The sequence below is a fragment of the Enterobacter cloacae complex sp. P24RS genome, assembly GCF_014982165.1.
Classification (GTDB): domain Bacteria; phylum Pseudomonadota; class Gammaproteobacteria; order Enterobacterales; family Enterobacteriaceae; genus Enterobacter; species Enterobacter quasihormaechei.
On the sequence record NZ_JADCKU010000021.1, the window covers coordinates 13,711 to 30,569 of the forward strand.

General features: G+C 59.0%; 10 protein-coding genes. 2 read left to right on the forward strand and 8 right to left on the reverse strand.

Going from position 1 to position 16,859, the window contains the following annotated elements:
- Positions 1–43: 43 nt before the first annotated feature.
- The 7 genes from INF58_RS18850 to phoB form a co-directional block, all read right to left on the reverse strand.
- Positions 44–1,423: a DUF3999 domain-containing protein gene (locus tag INF58_RS18850; protein ID WP_193528285.1), complete on the reverse strand. Its 1,380-nt coding sequence runs from the start codon at positions 1,421–1,423 to the stop codon at positions 44–46.
- Positions 1,420–4,023, reverse strand: a complete 2,604-nt coding sequence (locus INF58_RS18855; protein ID WP_193528286.1) for a DUF2339 domain-containing protein — start codon at positions 4,021–4,023, stop codon at positions 1,420–1,422. Before INF58_RS18855 ends, INF58_RS18850 begins: the two co-directional genes overlap by 4 nt.
- Positions 4,024–4,114: 91 nt before the next feature.
- Entirely contained in the window at positions 4,115–5,932 is a 1,818-nt protein-coding gene (gene malZ, locus INF58_RS18860; protein ID WP_193528287.1) for a maltodextrin glucosidase, read from the reverse strand.
- Between the two features lie 164 nt (positions 5,933–6,096).
- Positions 6,097–7,470 (reverse strand): proline-specific permease ProY, encoded by a 1,374-nt coding sequence (proY, locus tag INF58_RS18865; protein WP_063451712.1) that lies wholly within the window; start codon positions 7,468–7,470, stop codon positions 6,097–6,099.
- 81 nt (positions 7,471–7,551) lie between these two features.
- Positions 7,552–8,871 carry a branched-chain amino acid transporter carrier protein BrnQ gene (gene brnQ / locus INF58_RS18870; RefSeq protein WP_063451713.1) on the reverse strand — a complete coding sequence of 440 codons (1,320 nt, stop codon included), beginning with the start codon at positions 8,869–8,871 and terminating at the stop codon, positions 7,552–7,554.
- Positions 8,872–9,280: 409 nt separating this feature from the next.
- The gene (gene phoR / locus INF58_RS18875) at positions 9,281–10,576 is read right to left on the reverse strand and encodes a phosphate regulon sensor histidine kinase PhoR (protein WP_193528288.1); all 1,296 of its coding nucleotides are present in this window, start codon (positions 10,574–10,576) and stop codon (positions 9,281–9,283) included.
- A 21-nt stretch (positions 10,577–10,597) separates the two neighbouring features.
- Positions 10,598–11,287, reverse strand: coding sequence for a phosphate response regulator transcription factor PhoB (gene phoB, locus INF58_RS18880; RefSeq protein ID WP_003859122.1), 690 nt, complete (start codon positions 11,285–11,287; stop codon positions 10,598–10,600).
- A gap of 187 nt (positions 11,288–11,474) precedes the next feature.
- Here phoB and sbcD point away from each other — a divergent pair, with 187 nt between their 5' ends.
- Both sbcD and sbcC read left to right on the forward strand, forming a co-directional pair.
- Positions 11,475–12,680 (forward strand): exonuclease subunit SbcD, encoded by a 1,206-nt coding sequence (gene sbcD / locus INF58_RS18885; RefSeq protein WP_102749802.1) that lies wholly within the window; start codon positions 11,475–11,477, stop codon positions 12,678–12,680.
- On the forward strand, positions 12,677–15,808 hold the full coding sequence (sbcC, locus tag INF58_RS18890; protein WP_193528289.1) for an exonuclease subunit SbcC: 3,132 nt from the start codon (positions 12,677–12,679) through the stop codon (positions 15,806–15,808). The genes sbcD and sbcC overlap by 4 nt, the downstream gene beginning before the upstream one ends.
- An 85-nt stretch (positions 15,809–15,893) precedes the next feature.
- On the opposite strand, the gene mak is transcribed toward sbcC, so the two are convergent.
- On the reverse strand, positions 15,894–16,799 hold the full coding sequence (gene mak, locus INF58_RS18895; RefSeq protein WP_131636063.1) for a fructokinase: 906 nt from the start codon (positions 16,797–16,799) through the stop codon (positions 15,894–15,896).
- Positions 16,800–16,859: the final 60 nt, after the last annotated feature.

The window sequence follows — 16,859 nt, forward strand, 5'->3', positions numbered from 1 at the left end:
ACGGTTTACGAAAAACCCGCGAATACGCGGGTTTTTTTATGCCTTATGCGGCGCCGTCTTTTTTTACCTCGCGCCAGACACGCCATGCCATCCCCGCAAGCAGCAATACCCCGGCGATCAGTACGCCCCAGACCATCAGCGTTTTCATCCGGTTTTCCTGCTCTGCCGCAGACGTCGCGGTTAAACGCGCCTCGCCACCCAGCGGGACAGCCTCCAGCGTATCGGCCATCGGCAAGGCTGCCAGATCGTAGGTCTTACGCAGCCCGGACGGGATCAGCATATCCATTTCCACGCTTGCCGGTTTAGCGGCCCCATTCCCCCACGCGAGCAGGTACGGCCCTTTTCCCTGCGCGTTGAACACCAGATCGTAGCGCACGCGTTGCCCGGTCACGCCCGGCAGGTTCTGCGGCAGGCGCGCGTTCAGGGCGTTAATTTTCACCGCCTCGACCAGCTCGCCCGGAAGCGAAACGGGTTCAGACGTTTTACCGCCAAGCTGGTAGATCACCTCTTTTTTCAGCGTATGCCACCGATCTTTGTCCGAACTCCGCCAGGTTATTTCTACCGGGAGAACGCCGTCGCCATTCAGCATGAAGCCAATCGCGCTGAGGGGTTGCGGATGCGTCCAGCGCCACACGGCTTCGCTTTCGGATACACGCTCTCCCTCTCCCGCCAGGCTAATGTGTTCAGATCCCGCCTGTGCAGGGGCGTTAATGGCGTTGACGCCGGTTAACGTCAGGGCAGAACGCCCCGTGTTCAGCACCAGAAGCAGATAACGATTCGCCTCAGGGGATAACACCAGATCGGTATCGATGCGGTCGAGCTTAAGGCGATCCTGCCCGCTCATCACGTCCAGCAGCGGCATCTCTTCGCGCAGGGTAGACCAGTTTTTCAGATCCTCACCGTAATAGACCGATGCGGTCCCCTGCCACGAGCCCTGCGGCGCGTCCCAAATCAGCTGGAGCTGAGAGAGCGGAACCTCAGCCGCGTTTTCCGGCAGAGTCAGCAGATAGTGTTGTCCAGCAGCCGCTGCTGTCTGCCCTTCCAGCACAATTTCCACGCCGTTTCTGGCCCGCAGCATAATTTTCTCGCCGTTGTTTTCTTCCCCGCCCGGCGAGGCGTTAAGCGCAAAAAGGCGCAGAGGCGTTGTGGTCGGTGCCGGCTGCGGACGCGTTGTGGTAACCAGGCTGAACGGAACCGCCTCACCCGCCTGATTAAACACGCGAACGTCGCGCAGATCGGGCGATGTGCTCTGCTGGTAAACGGACAACGGCAGCGTGACCCGATACCACGGCGACGCTGTTGAAGTATCAAGGGACAGGCCAAAGGCATAATCCCGGGGAGATTCCGCCGGTGCGCTCTCGCTTATCGCCGGACCGGACTGGGCCAGCAGTGCCGCACAAACAACCGCTTTCATCCATTTCATTTTTCTTCTCCTGCTTTAGGCGGTAGCGGCGAGAAATAGCCCACAATCAGGACCAGGATCGCCACGCCAATAAACGCGATGGCGCGCGCCAGGCCGCCTCCGCCCGCGCTGTCCACCAGCATCAGCTTGAGCATGACCACGCCCAGCAGCGTCGCACCGCCAAGCCACTGCTGGCGGGAGGCCCGACGGGTGGCGCGGATCATCACCACCAGTGCGCAGAACATCCAGAACAGGGCAAAGGTGGTCTGAATAAGCCGCGAATGCCACAATGATTCCATGTTCCAGGCCACCTCGCCGTACCACGCCAGCGCGCGCAGCAGCGCGCCGTTAAGCCACCAGAAGCCAAGCGCCATCAGCGCAACGGCGGGCCACGGTCGCGACTGCGCAAGCGATGCCGGAGAGTAGCGCGCCACGGCCCGATAGAAGACCACCAGCCCCAGCAGGGCGAACGCTGCCCCTTCCTCAAGCGGGTTCACCAGCGGCAGCCAGGTCTGACGATAGACCACGCCGTCCTGGAAATTGGTGACCACCAGCAATACCAGGAGCACCACAACCACCGGTATCATGCTAAGACAGGCATAGAGCGCAGGCCAGACCCGGAACGGCCACGCGCGATGCCGAACGGCCGCGGAGAGCATCATAATCACCCCACCGCCAACAGCCATGGCGATGCCGCTTCCCCAGGCCGCCATCCCCCACGGCAGGGAGCGGGCAAACCAGTAAAGCTCAGCGCCCAGCGCCAGCAAAATCATCCACAACAGCGACAGGTGCAGCCCCATCGACAGGCGCGGAAGACGTTTTTCTTCGTCGCGCCGCAGCAGCATCAGGGCGGCAGGAAGCGCAATACACCAGGCCAGATTTGCCCAGCCGGCCGCCAGGATCTGCTGGTGCGAGACCTGATACAGCACCATCAGCAGCATCATCGGCCACAGCAGCCATTTACTGGCATCCAGCTCCCGCCATGCCAGACGCGCGGCAATTTGCCGCCAGCCCCAGGCCGACGCCGCCGTCAGCGCCAGCACGCCCGCCAGAACCGCTAGCTCCGGCTTGAGGATCAGCTGCGACGCGCCCATCAGCGCCACCAGCCAGAACAGCAGCCCGCCGGCCAGCAGCGCCCAGCTGCCCGGCTGAGCGATTTTCCGCCACAGCCAGGCCGCAGCCAGCCAGCAGAGGCTGAGCACCGCGAAGATCAGCAGCAGGCTCAGCGACGTGACGCCGTTCATCTGCGCCCACGTGGCGCTGCCGAGCGCCAGGACCAGCAGCGCCGTCCCGCTATAACTCATGCGCCGCTGCTGCTGTTGTACGCCCAGCCACAGGATGCCCAGCCCTTCCAGCGCCCAGACCATCGCCGTCCAGCGTGCCGACAGCGCCAGCGGGATGGCAAGCGTGGCAAACCCGCCGCCAATCGCCAGCGCCGCCATAACCAGCGGTCGTCCGATGGAGGGATAGCGCCGCAGCGCGAGAAACGCCAGCGAGAGGTAAAACGCACCGTAGCCCAGCGCGCTGAGCGCCGGGCCGTACGTCCAGTGCGAGGTCATGCCGTACTGCATCCCAAACCCCACCAGCGGCGGGGCAAACAGCAGTACGCCGTCAATAATCTGCTTGCCTTTTTCCTGCGCCCGCAGCGACAGCGCCACGCTAAACACGCCGAAAATCAGCGTATTGGCGATCAGAAACAGTTGGCAGATGACGTAGTCTTCAGGCTGGTAGTCGCTCAGCCCCCACAAGCCGCCAACGCCGAACGTAAAGAGCAGCCCGAGCAGATTGAGCTCGCGCCAGTGCTGCCAGATGCTGATGACGAGAATGCCGATGGACAGCAGAAGATAGAAGGAGAACAGCGCCACAAAGCTTCCCCCGCCCGTCGACAGGAGCAGCGGGGCGAGATACCCGCCGAGGCTCGCCAGCATGGCAAGGCTCAGGGCCCTTTGCAGAACGGCCAGCCCAACGCTCGCCGCGCAAATCACCACCAGCAGCGCAAACGCCAGTGTCATCGGCAGCATCTGCCACAGCCGGAATGCGCCAAAGACGGTCAGGTAGAGCACGCCGGTCGCCCCGCCCTGGAGAATAAGGGCATAGATCCGCTGCCTGTGCCGCAGCCGCCAGCCAATGACCAGCAGAACCATGGCAAACAGCGCCGTGGCGGCAAGGCGCAGCTCAAGCGGGAACAGTGAATGTTCAACGGTATAGCGCAGCAGGAAAGAGAGACCCAGGAAGAGCAGCACTATCCCCAGCTTCGCCAGCGGATTGCCCTGCATAAACCAGCGCGTCAGCGAGGAGAGAATGCCGCCAAAGGCGGAAGGCCGTTTTGCCGCCCGTACAGGTGCAGGTTTTGCTTCGGTGACGGGCGGTTCGGGACGCCAGGGATCGACAAGTGCGGTAACGGCCTCTGCCGCTGGTTCCTCCACCGGCGTGACGGACTGCACCGGCTCCGGCACTTTTTCAGCCACACCACGCTGCTCAAGCGCCTCAATGCGCTGGCGAAGCCGGGCGATCTCCTGCTTCGCCGCCGTGCTTCGGTTAAAGCCGATAACCGTCAGCACGGGTGCCACTACCAGCGCAAAAACCAGGAACAAACAGCCAAGGATGTAAAGCTCGTCCATGTTTCCACCTTCACCGTAAACGATCCGTTAAGATTGACACAAATAGTTGCATTTGCGCCATCTTAAAAGGTGAAAACCCTTCTGCCTGCGGTTAACCGCCGAACCAGACCGCCGCAGAGATAGCGGGAAGCGTGAGCACGCTCTCCAGGAACGTCGCTTTGCCCTCCTTGCTCTTCCACGTTTTACCGGCCAGCAGCGGGGAATTGTCCAGCACGACTTCGCACGCCTCGCCCCGGTTGATTGCAACCAGCACGCGCTGCTGGTTATAGACGCGGACAAACACCACCACGTTATCGTGGGCGTACATCACCTGACAGCCCCCGTAGCGCAGGGCCTGGCTCTGCTTGCGCAGCGTCGCCATGCGCTGGTACAGGCTGAACAGATCCTGATCCTGCTTTTCAGGCTCCCACGGGAAGGTTTTACGGCAGAACGGATCGTTGTTGCCGTCCAGCCCGACTTCATCGCCATAGTAGATGCAGGGTACGCCCGGCCAGGTGAAGAGCCAGGTCACCGCCAGCGGCAGGCGCGCCACATCTTTACCCAGCAGCGACTTAAAGCGCGCGGTATCGTGGCTGTCGAGCTGGTTGAACATCCGCAGCTGCTGCTGATGCGAAAGGCTGGCGCGATAGTTCTCCATCCACGCCATGCAGGTTTCGGCGTCAATATGCTGCGGATCGTAAGAGATATCGGTGTTTGCGAGGAACCCCCACAGCGGGAAGGTGAAGCCGCGATAGTTCATCGCCGCGTCTTCCGCATCTGCCTGCAACCACTGGCGCGCATCGCCAAAGTGCTCCCCGAAAACGAATGCCTCCGGGCGGGCCATTTTTGCCGAGCGGGTAATGGCGGCGACATGCTGTAGATTATTTCGCGCCCCACCCGCTTCCCCCAGCATATGCACCACGTCCAGCCGCCAGCCGTCCATATTCCACGGCGCTTTGAGCCAGTGGCGCACAATGCTGTCTTCCCCGCCGTAGATCTCGTTCACCAGCGAGGGCGACTGGAAATCAAGCTTCGGCAGGCTCGGGTAGCCCAGCCAGTCCAGAGCGCGCCCCTCCTCGTCAAAACTGTACCAGTCACGCTGCGGTGAGTCAGGATTATGGCAAGCGCCCCCCATCGACTGATTGTGACGATCAAACCAGCCGTGAGAATCCCCGCTGTGGTTGAACACACCATCGAGGATCAGACGCATACCTTCTTTTTGCGTGTTATGACGCAGCCGCAGCAGCGCCTCGTCGCCGCCAAACTGCTCGTCAACGTGGCGATAATCCTGAGTATCGTATTTGTGTACGCTTGGCGCTTTAAACACCGGGTTCAGGTAGAGCGCCGTCACGCCGAGCGTTTTCAGGTACGGCAGTTTTTCGCTAATACCGTCGAGATCGCCGCCGTAAAAGGTTGATCCCCCCGCCTGGGCGGTTAGCGGCTCATCCCATTTTTTCAGGATGATGTCGTGACCGACCGCATGATGGTAGTAGATCTTGTCCTGCTCGGCGGTGCGCTTTTCAGAACGCGCAAAGCGGTCCGGGAAAATCTGGTAAAAGACCTGATCGTTAACCCACTGCGGTCCGCTATCGGGGCAGTCCACCGCAAACTGCTCCAGGCGCGCGGGCGGAAAACGGCTAAATCCCTGCGGGGTAAACCACAGCTGACGGTTATTCCACAGCAGCTTAAAGCCGTAACGGCGTCGCGGCTGCCCGCTGCGCAAATCGATATTTGCCCGCCACGCCGTGATGCCCGGCTGCGGCTGGCTGCGCACTTTGTGCATTTTCAGCGACGTTTCTTCATTATCCACTTCGGCGCGCAGCGTCACGCGTTCAGGCTGATTTTCCCCCGCCAGCCAGAGCGTAATCACAAGGTTGTCTTTGTTTTGCTTAACAAATGGGGCAACCGGAAGGTGCCAGGCGTTTAACATCACGAATCCCCTTTGATGAAATTGACGTCACCTTGCCACAGGGTTGTTAAGGTTAGCTCACCATGACGGAATTTATTGGGGGAGGAGGACGGGGGATGAGACTTTTTGCCGGGGCAAAAGGGCGTGTAGGCCGGGTAAGCGCAGAGCCACCCGGCATTTTTATCTTACTCTGCTTCCGCCAGCTGACGGTCGCGGCGGCATTTAAACATCCAGCCCACCAGCAGCAGGACGATCCACGCGAAGCCCACGTACAGGGAGATACGGGTATCCGGGTGATAACCAATCAGGCCAATGATGAAGACCAGGAAGATGAGGCCGACGATGGTCGTTGGCACGCCCCCCGGCACTTTGAACTTGAGCGCTTTGGCCTCTTCTGGCGACAGGCGGCGACGGAACGCAATCTGCGACAGCAGGATCATGATCCACACCCACACGGTGGCGAAGGTCGCCAGCGACGCGATCACCAGGAAGACGTTCTCCGGCATGATGTAGTTAAGGTAGACCGAGAACAGCAGCGCCACGGTCATCACCAGCACCGTTACCCACGGAGTGCCGCGACGCGACGTTTTGGCAAACACCTTCGGCGCGCTGCCCTGCTCCGCCATGCCGTGCAGCATGCGGCCCACGCCGAACACGTCACTGTTGATGGCCGACAGCGAGGCGGTCAGCACCACAAAGTTGAGAATACTGGCCGCAAACGCAATGCCCATATGCTGGAAGGTCAGAACAAACGGGCTGCCGTTGGTGCCCACCTGGTTCCACGGGTAGATGGACATAATCACAAACAGCGTGCCCACATAGAACACCAGGATGCGCATCGGCACCGAGTTAATGGCGCGCGGAATGGACTTCTCAGGGTCTTTCGCTTCCCCGGCGGTGATGCCGATAATCTCGATACCGCCATAGGCGAACATGACCATCTGAAGCGACATGACCATCCCAAGCCAGCCGTTGCTGAAGAAGCCGCCGTTGCTCCACAGGTTATGGATGCCGGTTGGCTGCCCGCCGTTGCCGATACCCCAGATAATGATGCCGAAACCGGCGAGGATCATGATGATAATGGTCGCAACCTTGAAGAAGGAGAACCAGAACTCCAGCTCGCCAAACACCTTCACGCTCATCAGGTTAACGGCGCAGATGATCAGCACCACGCTCAGCACCCAGATCCAGTGCGGCACGGCGGGGAACCAGACCCCCATATAGATGCCAAACGCCGTTACGTCAGCAATCGCGACAATCAGGATTTCGAAGCAGTAGGTCCAGCCGGTGATAAAACCGGCCAGCGGGCCCAGGTTTTCCTGCGCGTAGCGTGAAAACGAGCTGGCAGACGGGTTGTGAACCGACATCTCACCCAGCGCGCGCATGATGATATAAGCCGCGGCGCCGCCGATGATGTAGGCCAGCAGAACGCTTGGACCGGCCATTTTGATGGCATCTGCCGAGCCATAAAAAAGACCGGTGCCGATAGCCGAGCCCAGCGCCATAAAGCGGATGTGGCGGGTGCTCAATCCACGTTTAAGTTTGTTAGTGCTTTCCATTAAAATCTTGCCATTCAACACGAAAAAAACAAAAAACCACGGGGCCTTAAGCCCCGTGGTTAAACAATTTGTTGCCGTTGATTAATGGGCGTTGGAGGTTACCTGACGCCCGGCAGCACGGTCCCAAACAATCGCCAGAACCAGCGCAACAACGGAAGGCATCAGCCAGGCCAGGCCCTGCTCGGACAGCGGCAGACGCTGTGTCCAGGCTGGCAGGATTTCTGCAAATGCTGATGCTTTGATCCCGTCAAGGATACCAAAAATCAGGCTGATAAACATGGTTGGCGCAATAATTCGCGTAGAGTTATGCCACCACGGACGCGTGAAGCTCAGCACGACCAGCACGATACATGGCGGATAGATCGCCGTCAGCACCGGAATGGATACCTGAATCAGGTGGCTCAGACCGAGGTTCGACACCGCCATGGAGAAGATGCCGAGGATAAACACCAGCGTGCGGTAAGAGAGCGGCAGATACTGGGCGAAGAACTCTGCACAGGCGCAGGTCAGGCCCACCGCCGTTACCAGGCACGCCAGGAAGATCAGCGCTGCCAGCAGCATGCTGCCTGCCCCACCAAAGGTGTGCTGCACGTAAGCATGCAGGATCGCCGCGCCGTTTGCGCTCTGATCGACCAGCGTTGCGCTATCTGAACCCAGACGGAACAGCGCCAGATACAGCAGCGTCAGGCCGACACCGGCCATCAGGCCAGCCCAGATGGTGTAGCGGGTCAGCAGACGCGCTTCGGTCACACCGCGAGAACGCGCGGCGTTAACGATAACGATACCAAACACCATCGCGCCGAGCGTATCCATCGTCAGATAGCCATTCACGAAACCGTTTGAGAACGCGGCGTTCTCATACGCGTCCATCGCGGAGCTGATAGGACCCGCAGGCCAGACGATAGCCGCAACCGCCAGCACGATCAACGCCACAATTTTCAGCGGTGCCAGGAAGTTACCTACGGTATCCAGCAGTTTGCCCGGATAGAGAGAAACCAGAATCACGATGGCGAAGTAAATCAGGCTGTAAATAAACAGCGGCATCGCGCCGTCACCGGTCAGCGGAGCGATACCCACTTCAAAGGAGACGGTCGCCGTACGCGGGGTTGCGAACAGCGGGCCAACGGCCAGATAGCAGACGGTTGCCAGCAGAACGCCGGCCACTTTGCCAATCGGGGTGCTGAGGCTGTCCACACCGCCGCCCACTTTCGCCAGCGCGATGACGGTCAGTACCGGTAGACCCACGGCAGTCAGCAGGAAGCCAAACGCAGCCGTCCAGACGTGTTCACCCGCCTGTAAGCCAACCATTGGCGGGAAAATAATGTTGCCTGCGCCAACGAACAGCGCAAATGTCATAAAGCCCAGCGCGATAATGTCACGCGATTTCAAGTGATGGGTCATAAAACCTTACTGCCTGTGGATGTGGTGTTGAAAACGTTGAGATTTTCGCCATCCCTGACGGGACAATGCAGCGGAAAATTTGCTCAATTTCAGCGGGATATGCTCCCGTCCTGGCGTGGAGAAGAATAGTTTTTCGATTTACCACGCATATACAGTCGGTCTGACAGTATATGGGGGGCAATTTAAACGCTTATAACGTTTAAAGGCAAGGAGGGATCGTAAAACCAGAACAATATGCCAGCATGAAAATGCAGACCAAAATAATATGCCATGTATAAGAAAAACTCATGGCTAATCATGCGAACAAAAAAGCAGCAGCCGTATAATATTCAGCCGCGTTTCGCTTGACTGCAAAGCAAACGGGCCAGCAAGTGCTGGCCCGTGGAAAGGTAAACTGACACGCCTGCCGTCAGGCGCTTTTTTTGGCAATTAATCGTTCCGGGAGCACGAAGCTAAAGCGCGTGCCCTTGCCCAGGGTACTTTCGATATCAAGACGGCTGTCGTGGTGGCTCACCGCATGCTTCACGATTGCCAGCCCCAGTCCGCTTCCCCCGGTCTGCCGCGAGCGCGCTTTATCCACCCGGTAGAACCGTTCGGTAAGACGCGGGAGATGTTCTGGCCCAATCCCCGGGCCGTTGTCCTCGACGCTAAATTCAGCGCCCGCCGGGGTATGCTGCCAGCGCACCGTAATATGCGTCCCTTGCGGGGTATGGTTCACGGCGTTATACACCAGGTTTGAGATAGCACTGCGCAACTCATCTTCACTGCCAAGCACTTTCAGCGTGTTATCAACGTCAAAAGCCAGCGAGTGCTGATTGTGGCTCAGCGTTTGGGCCTCGCGCTCCACCACCCGCAGCATCATCGGCACGTCAATGATGTCGTTTAGCGCCAGCGACGGGGCTGCCTCAATCTTTGAAAGCGTCAGCAGCTGTTTGACCAGCCCTTCCATGCGGAACGTCTGCTCCCGCATGGTATGCAGCGCTTTCTCACGCGGCGCCCCCTCCAGCGTTTGTTCCTGCATCATCTCCAGGTAGCCCTGAAGCACCGTCAGCGGTGTACGCAGCTCGTGACTGACGTTAGCAAAGAAGTTACGGCGCGCGCCCTCAAGCTGGTGCATCTGGGTTACGTCACGCGCCACCATCAGCCACTGCCGATCGCTGTAGGGCATTACGCGGATTTCCAGATGACGACCGTTGTTGAGCTTAAGGTTATGCGGACGGGTAAAATCGCGCTTTTTCAGATACAGCGTGAACTCGGGATAACGCAGAAGGTTAAGGATATTTTGGCCGTTATCATCCGGCCAGCGCAGGCCCAGCAGCTGTTGCGCGAGGCCATTACACCAGAAGATGGTCCCTTCTTCCGTCGTCAGGATCACCGCGTCCGGCAGCGACTCTGCCCCGCTGCGAAAGCGTTTGATCAGGCTTCCCAGCTCACGACGGCGCTTTTTATTACGCATCTGCATCTGGTGCAGACCGTAGAGCAGCGGCTCCCAGCTCCCGCTTCCCGGCGGAGGTGTCATACTCCTGTCGACCCATAGCCACCAGGAGAGGCGCAGTAAATTCCAGAAATGCCAGACGAGCAGTCCCGTCACGGCCACCAGTAAAAACCACGGCAGATAGCCAAAAACAGCCCCCAGAATGAGGGCCGGAATACAGCATAAGATCAGTTCAAAGACGAGCCTTTTCCATGACAGACGTTCCAGCACGCGTCACACTCCTGTCATTGTTCAGAAACGGGTCGAGAAACGATAACCCGTGCCGCGGACCGTCTGTACCATGCGATCGTGGCCGCTCAGTTCCAGTGCTTTACGCAGGCGGCGAATATGGACGTCAACCGTTCGGTCTTCGACATAGACGTTAGTTCCCCAGACGTTATTCAGCAACTGTTCGCGGCTGTAAACGCGTTCCGGGTGTGTCATAAAGAAGTGAAGGAGTTTAAATTCGGTGGGCCCCATATCGAGGGGATTTTCACCGGTCATGACCCGGTGTGAGGTAGGATCGAGGCTCAGCCCCTGCATCTCAATCACCTCTTCCACCGCCATCGGTGAAATACGGCGCATCACCGCTTTGATTCGAGCCACCAGCTCTTTCGGGGAGAACGGTTTGGTAATGTAATCGTCCGCGCCGGTTTCCAGACCGCGCACGCGATCCTCTTCCTCACCGCGCGCCGTCAACATCACTACCGGGATATCGCGGGTCATCGCCTCGCGCTTAATATGCTTGATAAACTGCAATCCGGAACCGCCAGGCAGCATCCAGTCCAGCAGGATCAGGTCGGGCCAGGGTTCATTCAGCTGGTTCACCGCGCTGTCATAATCTTCCGCTTCAACCGGCTGGAAGCCATTTTGTTCAAGCACGAAGCACACCATTTCACGGATCGGAGCTTCATCTTCTACGACCAGAATACGTCTCGCCATACTTTGCCCTGTCTTATCGTATTTAAGTTACAAGTCTGTAATGCGGCGTCATTATGCGTCAGATTTATGACAGATTTATGAAAAACATTACCACGGTAAATGGCAAACTGTTGTTTTATTACAGCGGTTATTTTCCGCTCCCCGAAAGTTTATAATCCTGCTTTCTTATTATTGCCACGGATCTCTTATGCGCATACTTCACACCTCAGACTGGCACCTGGGTCAAAATTTTTACAGCAAAAGCCGCGCCGCGGAACATGAAGCGTTCCTGAACTGGCTGCTGGAGACGGCTCAGGCTCACGAGGTGGACGCAATCATTGTAGCGGGCGACATTTTTGATACCGGATCGCCGCCGAGCTATGCGCGTGAGCTGTACAACCGTTTTGTGGTCAACCTCCAGCAAACCGGTTGTCATCTGGTGATTGTCGCCGGAAACCATGATTCCGTGGCGATGCTGAATGAATCCCGCGATATTCTGGCGTACCTCAATACCACCGTGGTAGCCAGCGCCGGCCACGCGCCGCAGATCCTGAAAAAACGCGACGGCACGCCGGGCGCGGTGCTGTGCCCTATCCCGTTTTTACGCCCGCGCGATATCGTGCAAAGCCAGGCCGGCCTGTCCGGCAGCGAAAAGCAGCAGCATCTGTTGCAGGCCATCACGCGCTATTACCACCAGCAACATACGGAAGCCTGTGCCCTGCGCGGTGAACAGGCCATTCCGATCGTTGCCACCGGACACCTCACCACCGTCGGGGCCAGTAAGAGTGACGCGGTGCGCGAAATTTATATCGGTACGCTGGACGCGTTTCCGGCGCAGAACTTCCCGCCCGCCGACTACATTGCCCTCGGACACATTCACCGGGCGCAAATCATCGGCGGCTGCGAGCACATCCGCTACAGCGGCTCGCCCATTTCGCTCAGTTTTGACGAAACGGGCAAAGCCAAATCCGTGCATCTGGTGAGCTTCACCGACGGCAAACTCAGCGCCGTTGAGACGCTTGAGGTCCCGGTCACCCAGCCGCTGGCGGTGCTGAAAGGCGATCTGGCCGCCATTACCGCCCAGCTTGAACAGTGGCGCGGCGCAGCGCTTAACCCCCCCGTCTGGCTCGATATCGAAATCGCCACCGACGACTACCTGTACGATATGCAGCGTAAAATTCAGACGCTGACGGAAGACCTTCCCGTGGAGGTGCTGCTGGTACGCCGCAGCCGCGAGCAGCGCGAGAAAATTCTGCTGAGCGCTCAACGTGAAACGCTGAGCGAACTCCGGGTTGAAGAGGTGTTCGCGCGGCGGCTTGCGCATGAAGAGATGGACGAGGCCAGGCAAACGAGGCTTAACGAGCTGTTTGCCCAGACCCTGCATACCCTCAATGACGAGGAAGAAAACGCATGAAAATTCTGAGCCTGCGTCTGAAAAATCTCAATTCACTGAAAGGCGAGTGGAAAATTGATTTCACCGCGGAGCCGTTCGCCAGCAACGGGCTGTTTGCCATCACCGGTGCCACTGGCGCAGGCAAAACCACGCTGCTGGACGCCATCTGCCTGGCGCTATACCACGAAACGCCGCGCCTTAATAAGGTCTCCCAGGCCCAAAACGACCTGATGACGCGCGATACCGCCGAATGTCTGGCAGAGGTGGAGTTTGAGGTTAAAGGCGTCGCCTATCGCGCTTTCTGGAGCCAGAACCGTGCCCGCAACCAGCCGGACGGAAACTTACAGGCACCGCGCGTGGAGCTGGCCCGCTGCGAAGACGGCAAAATTCTGGCCGACAAAGTCACGGATAAGCTGGAACAAACCGCCGCACTGACCGGGCTGGACTATGGACGCTTTACCCGCTCGATGCTGCTCTCTCAGGGGCAGTTTGCCGCCTTCCTGAACGCGAAACCGAGCGATCGCGCTGAGCTGCTGGAAGAACTGACCGGCACGGAAATTTACGGCCAGATTTCCGCCATGGTCTTCGAAAAACATAAAGCGGCACGCAGCGCGCTGGAGATGTGTGAAGCGCAGGCCGCAGGCGTTGTTCTGCTGAGCGAGGAACAGCAGCAGCACTTGCAGCAAAGTTTGCAGGCACTCACTGACGAAGAAAAGATCCTGCTGGCCCGGCAGCAGAGCCAACAGAAAGATTTTCAGTGGCTTACGCGTAACGACGAGCTAATACGTGAACAGCAGCGCGCAGCCGTTTCGCAGCAGCAGGCGCAACAGGCTCTGACGGACGCCGCTCCCCAACTGGCGAAGCTTCAGTTGGCCCAGCCCGCCGCCCAGCTGCGCCCCCTGTGGGAGCACCAGCAGGAGCAGACCGCCCGCCTGTCGCAGACCACAGAGCGAATTGCTGAAGTAAATACTCGCTTACTCGACAGAGCGGCACAGCGCGCGCGTATCCGCAACGGTGCGCTGCGCAACCGTGAACAGTTGCAGACAGAGCACACGGCGCTGACGCAGTGGCTGACCGAACAAGATCGTTTCCGTCAGTGGGGACAGGAAATTGCCGGCTGGCGGGCGCATTTTACGCAGCTGAGTCGCGATAAAAATCAGCTCGCGGCCCAGTCGGCGCGCATTGCTGAGCTCCGCCAGAAGCTGGCAGGGATGCCGGAAAGTACGCTGACGCTGACGGCTGAGGCCATCACGACGGCAATGGAGCAACAGGCACACATGCGGGCGCTTCGCCAGCGCCTGACCGCGCTTCACGCTCGCTATCAGCCGCTGCAAAAACGGCTGCGCCAGAATGCGGAAAGCGTGAAGAAAGCACAGGCTGAGCAGGTCACGCTCAACGACACCCTGACCCTGCGCCGCCAGCAGTATAAAGAGAAAAATCAGCACTTTGTCGATCTTAAGGCGCTCTGTGAGCGTGAAGCGACAATCAAAGATCTTGAGAACTATCGTGCTCAGCTGGAAGCCGGTAAGCCTTGCCCGCTCTGCGGCTCATGCGAACATCCGGCCGTGGTGCAGTATCAGGCACTCGAACTGACCGACAGTCAGCGCCGCCGCGATGCCCTCGAAAAAGAGGTTGCCGCGCTGAAAGAGGAAGGGTTGCTGGTGCTCGGGCAGGTCAGTGCGCTGACCCAGCAGATCCAGCGCGAGACAGCGGAAGCCCAGTCACTCTCTCAGGAAGAGCAAGCACTCACTAAAGAGTGGCTGGAGGTCTGCACTTCGCTGAACATAGCGCTGAACATTCAGGATGATATCGCCCCCTGGATGAACGAACAGGAGCAGTACGAACGCCAGCTTTATCAGCTAAGCCAGCGTCTGACGCTGCAAAACCAGCTCAATGAACAGGAAGGACAGGCGCGCCAGCACCAGCAGCAGCTGGCGGCGACGCGTCAGGCGCAGGCGGCCTCGTTACGGTCGCTGTCGCTTAGCGAGCCCGATGAGGGTGCTGAAAACGCCTGGCTCAGCGCGCGCGAAAACGAATACGCCCGGTGGCAGGAAAAACAGGCCCAGCACGGTACGATTCAGGAGCGTATTAACGCCCTGATGCCCATTCTGGATACGCTGCCGGTTTCTGATAATACAGGAGCCGACGCGGTGATCCCTGAAAACTGGCGCGCGATCCACGACGAATGCGTGTCGCTGCAAAGCCAGCTCGCCACCCTACAGCAGCAGGAGACCCTGGAGCGTGAACGGCTTCAGCAATCGCAGGCTCAGTTCAGCGCCGCGCTGACCGCGAGCTGCTTCGCCGATCGCGAGGCATTTCTCGCCGCCCTGCTGGATGATGCGTCGATCCGCCAGCTTGAACAGCAAAAGCAGACGCTCGAGAACCAGCTTCAGCAGGCCATGGCGCTCTCGGTACAGGCAAGCCAGCAGCTTCAGGCGCACCAGGCACAACGCCCGGAGGGGCTGGAAACCGATGTCGCAACCCTTCAGGCACGGTTACAGCAGCTGGCGCAGCAGCTTCGGGACAACACCACGCATCAGGGGGAGATCCGCCAGCAGCTCAAACAGGACAGCGATAACCGTCTGCACCAGCAGGCGTTAATGCAGCAGATTGAGGAGGCGGCGCGTCAGGCCGACGACTGGGGCTATCTCAATGCGCTGATAGGCTCCAGCACCGGCGATAAATTCCGTAAATTTGCCCAGGGGCTGACGCTGGATAATCTGGTGTGGCTTGCCAACCAGCAGCTCAACCGTCTGCACGGCCGCTACCTGCTCCAGCGTAAAGCGAGCGACGCGCTGGAGCTGGAGGTGGTCGACACCTGGCAGGCCGATGCGGTACGCGATACGCGCACCCTCTCCGGCGGGGAGAGTTTTCTGGTCAGCCTGGCGCTGGCCTTAGCGCTTTCCGATCTGGTCAGTCACAAAACGCGGATTGACTCGTTGTTCCTGGATGAAGGGTTCGGCACGCTCGACAGCGAAACGCTGGATACCGCGCTGGATGCGCTCGACGCGCTAAACGCCACCGGGAAAACCATCGGCGTGATCAGTCACGTCGAGGCAATGAAAGATCGTATTCCGGTGCAGATCAAAGTGAAGAAGATCAACGGGCTGGGATACAGCAGGCTGGACAGGGAGTTTGCGGTGGGTTAAATGATGGGGCGCTGCGGTCTGGTGCCCTCACCCTGGCCCTCTCCCCGTGGGAGAGGGTACAAAAACTTGCGTTGCTGTTTTGCGTTTATTCCGGCCACAACCACGCTGCGCCGCGCACGCCGCTGGAATCACCGTGGACGGCTTTGCGGATCGGCGTTTCGCACTCGCCGCCAAATACCCACTGTTTTATCAGCGTGGGCACCGTCGCGTACAGCCGGTCGACGTTGCTCATGCCGCCGCCCAGCACAATCACGTCAGGATCGAGAATATTGATCACATGCGCCAGGGATTTTGCCAGCCGCATTTCGTAGCGGCTGAGCGCCAGTTCAGCCACCGGATCCTGCTCCTCAACCAGACGCATAATCTCGTTACCTTTCAGCGGCTGGCCGCTCAGACGATGATAATCGGTGGCAAACCCCGTACCGGAAATAAAGGTCTCAATACAGCCCTGCTTGCCGCAGTAGCACGGTACTTCGGCGCGGTATTTGAGTTCATCTTCGTCCATCCACGGCAGCGGGTTGTGTCCCCACTCGCCCGCGGTGCCGTTGCCGCCAATATGTGAGCGTCCGCCGATAGCCACGCCCGCCCCGCAGCCGGTGCCGATGATGACCGCAAAAACGGTCTGCGCGCCTGCCGCGGCGCCATCGACGGCCTCGGACACCGCCAGGCAGTTGGCGTCATTTGCCAGACGCACTTCCCGGTTGAGACGTTGACTTACGTCTTTATCAAACGGCTGACCGTTGAGCCAGGTGGAGTTGGCATTTTTCACCACGCCAGTATAAGGCGATATGGAGCCGGGGATCCCTATCCCCACCGTCCCCGTCTCGCCCGTTGCCTGCTCTGCCATATCGACCAGGCGAGCAATCGTTTCGAGGGTCTGGTGATAATCATCGCGCGGCGTAGGCAGACGGTGGCGAAACAGTTGCTCTCCCTGCTCGCTCAGCGCAATAACTTCTGTTTTGGTGCCGCCCAAATCAATCCCAATACGCACAAGACACTCCTCATTATTTTGATTATCAACAGAGTAGAAGCCCGCATCCCGATTAGCAAT

What these genes read in the sequence shown, in the direction of transcription:
- INF58_RS18850 (WP_193528285.1), bottom strand. Translation starts at nt 1,423, where the DNA reads ATGAAATGGATGAAAGCGGTTGTTTGTGCGGCACTGCTGGCCCAGTCC.
- INF58_RS18855 (WP_193528286.1), bottom strand. Translation starts at nt 4,023, where the DNA reads ATGGACGAGCTTTACATCCTTGGCTGTTTGTTCCTGGTTTTTGCGCTG.
- malZ (WP_193528287.1), bottom strand. Translation starts at nt 5,932, where the DNA reads ATGTTAAACGCCTGGCACCTTCCGGTTGCCCCATTTGTTAAGCAAAAC.
- proY (WP_063451712.1), bottom strand. Translation starts at nt 7,470, where the DNA reads ATGGAAAGCACTAACAAACTTAAACGTGGATTGAGCACCCGCCACATC.
- brnQ (WP_063451713.1), bottom strand. Translation starts at nt 8,871, where the DNA reads ATGACCCATCACTTGAAATCGCGTGACATTATCGCGCTGGGCTTTATG.
- phoB (WP_003859122.1), bottom strand. Translation starts at nt 11,287, where the DNA reads ATGGCGAGACGTATTCTGGTCGTAGAAGATGAAGCTCCGATCCGTGAA.
- sbcD (WP_102749802.1), top strand. Translation starts at nt 11,475, where the DNA reads ATGCGCATACTTCACACCTCAGACTGGCACCTGGGTCAAAATTTTTAC.
- sbcC (WP_193528289.1), top strand. Translation starts at nt 12,677, where the DNA reads ATGAAAATTCTGAGCCTGCGTCTGAAAAATCTCAATTCACTGAAAGGC.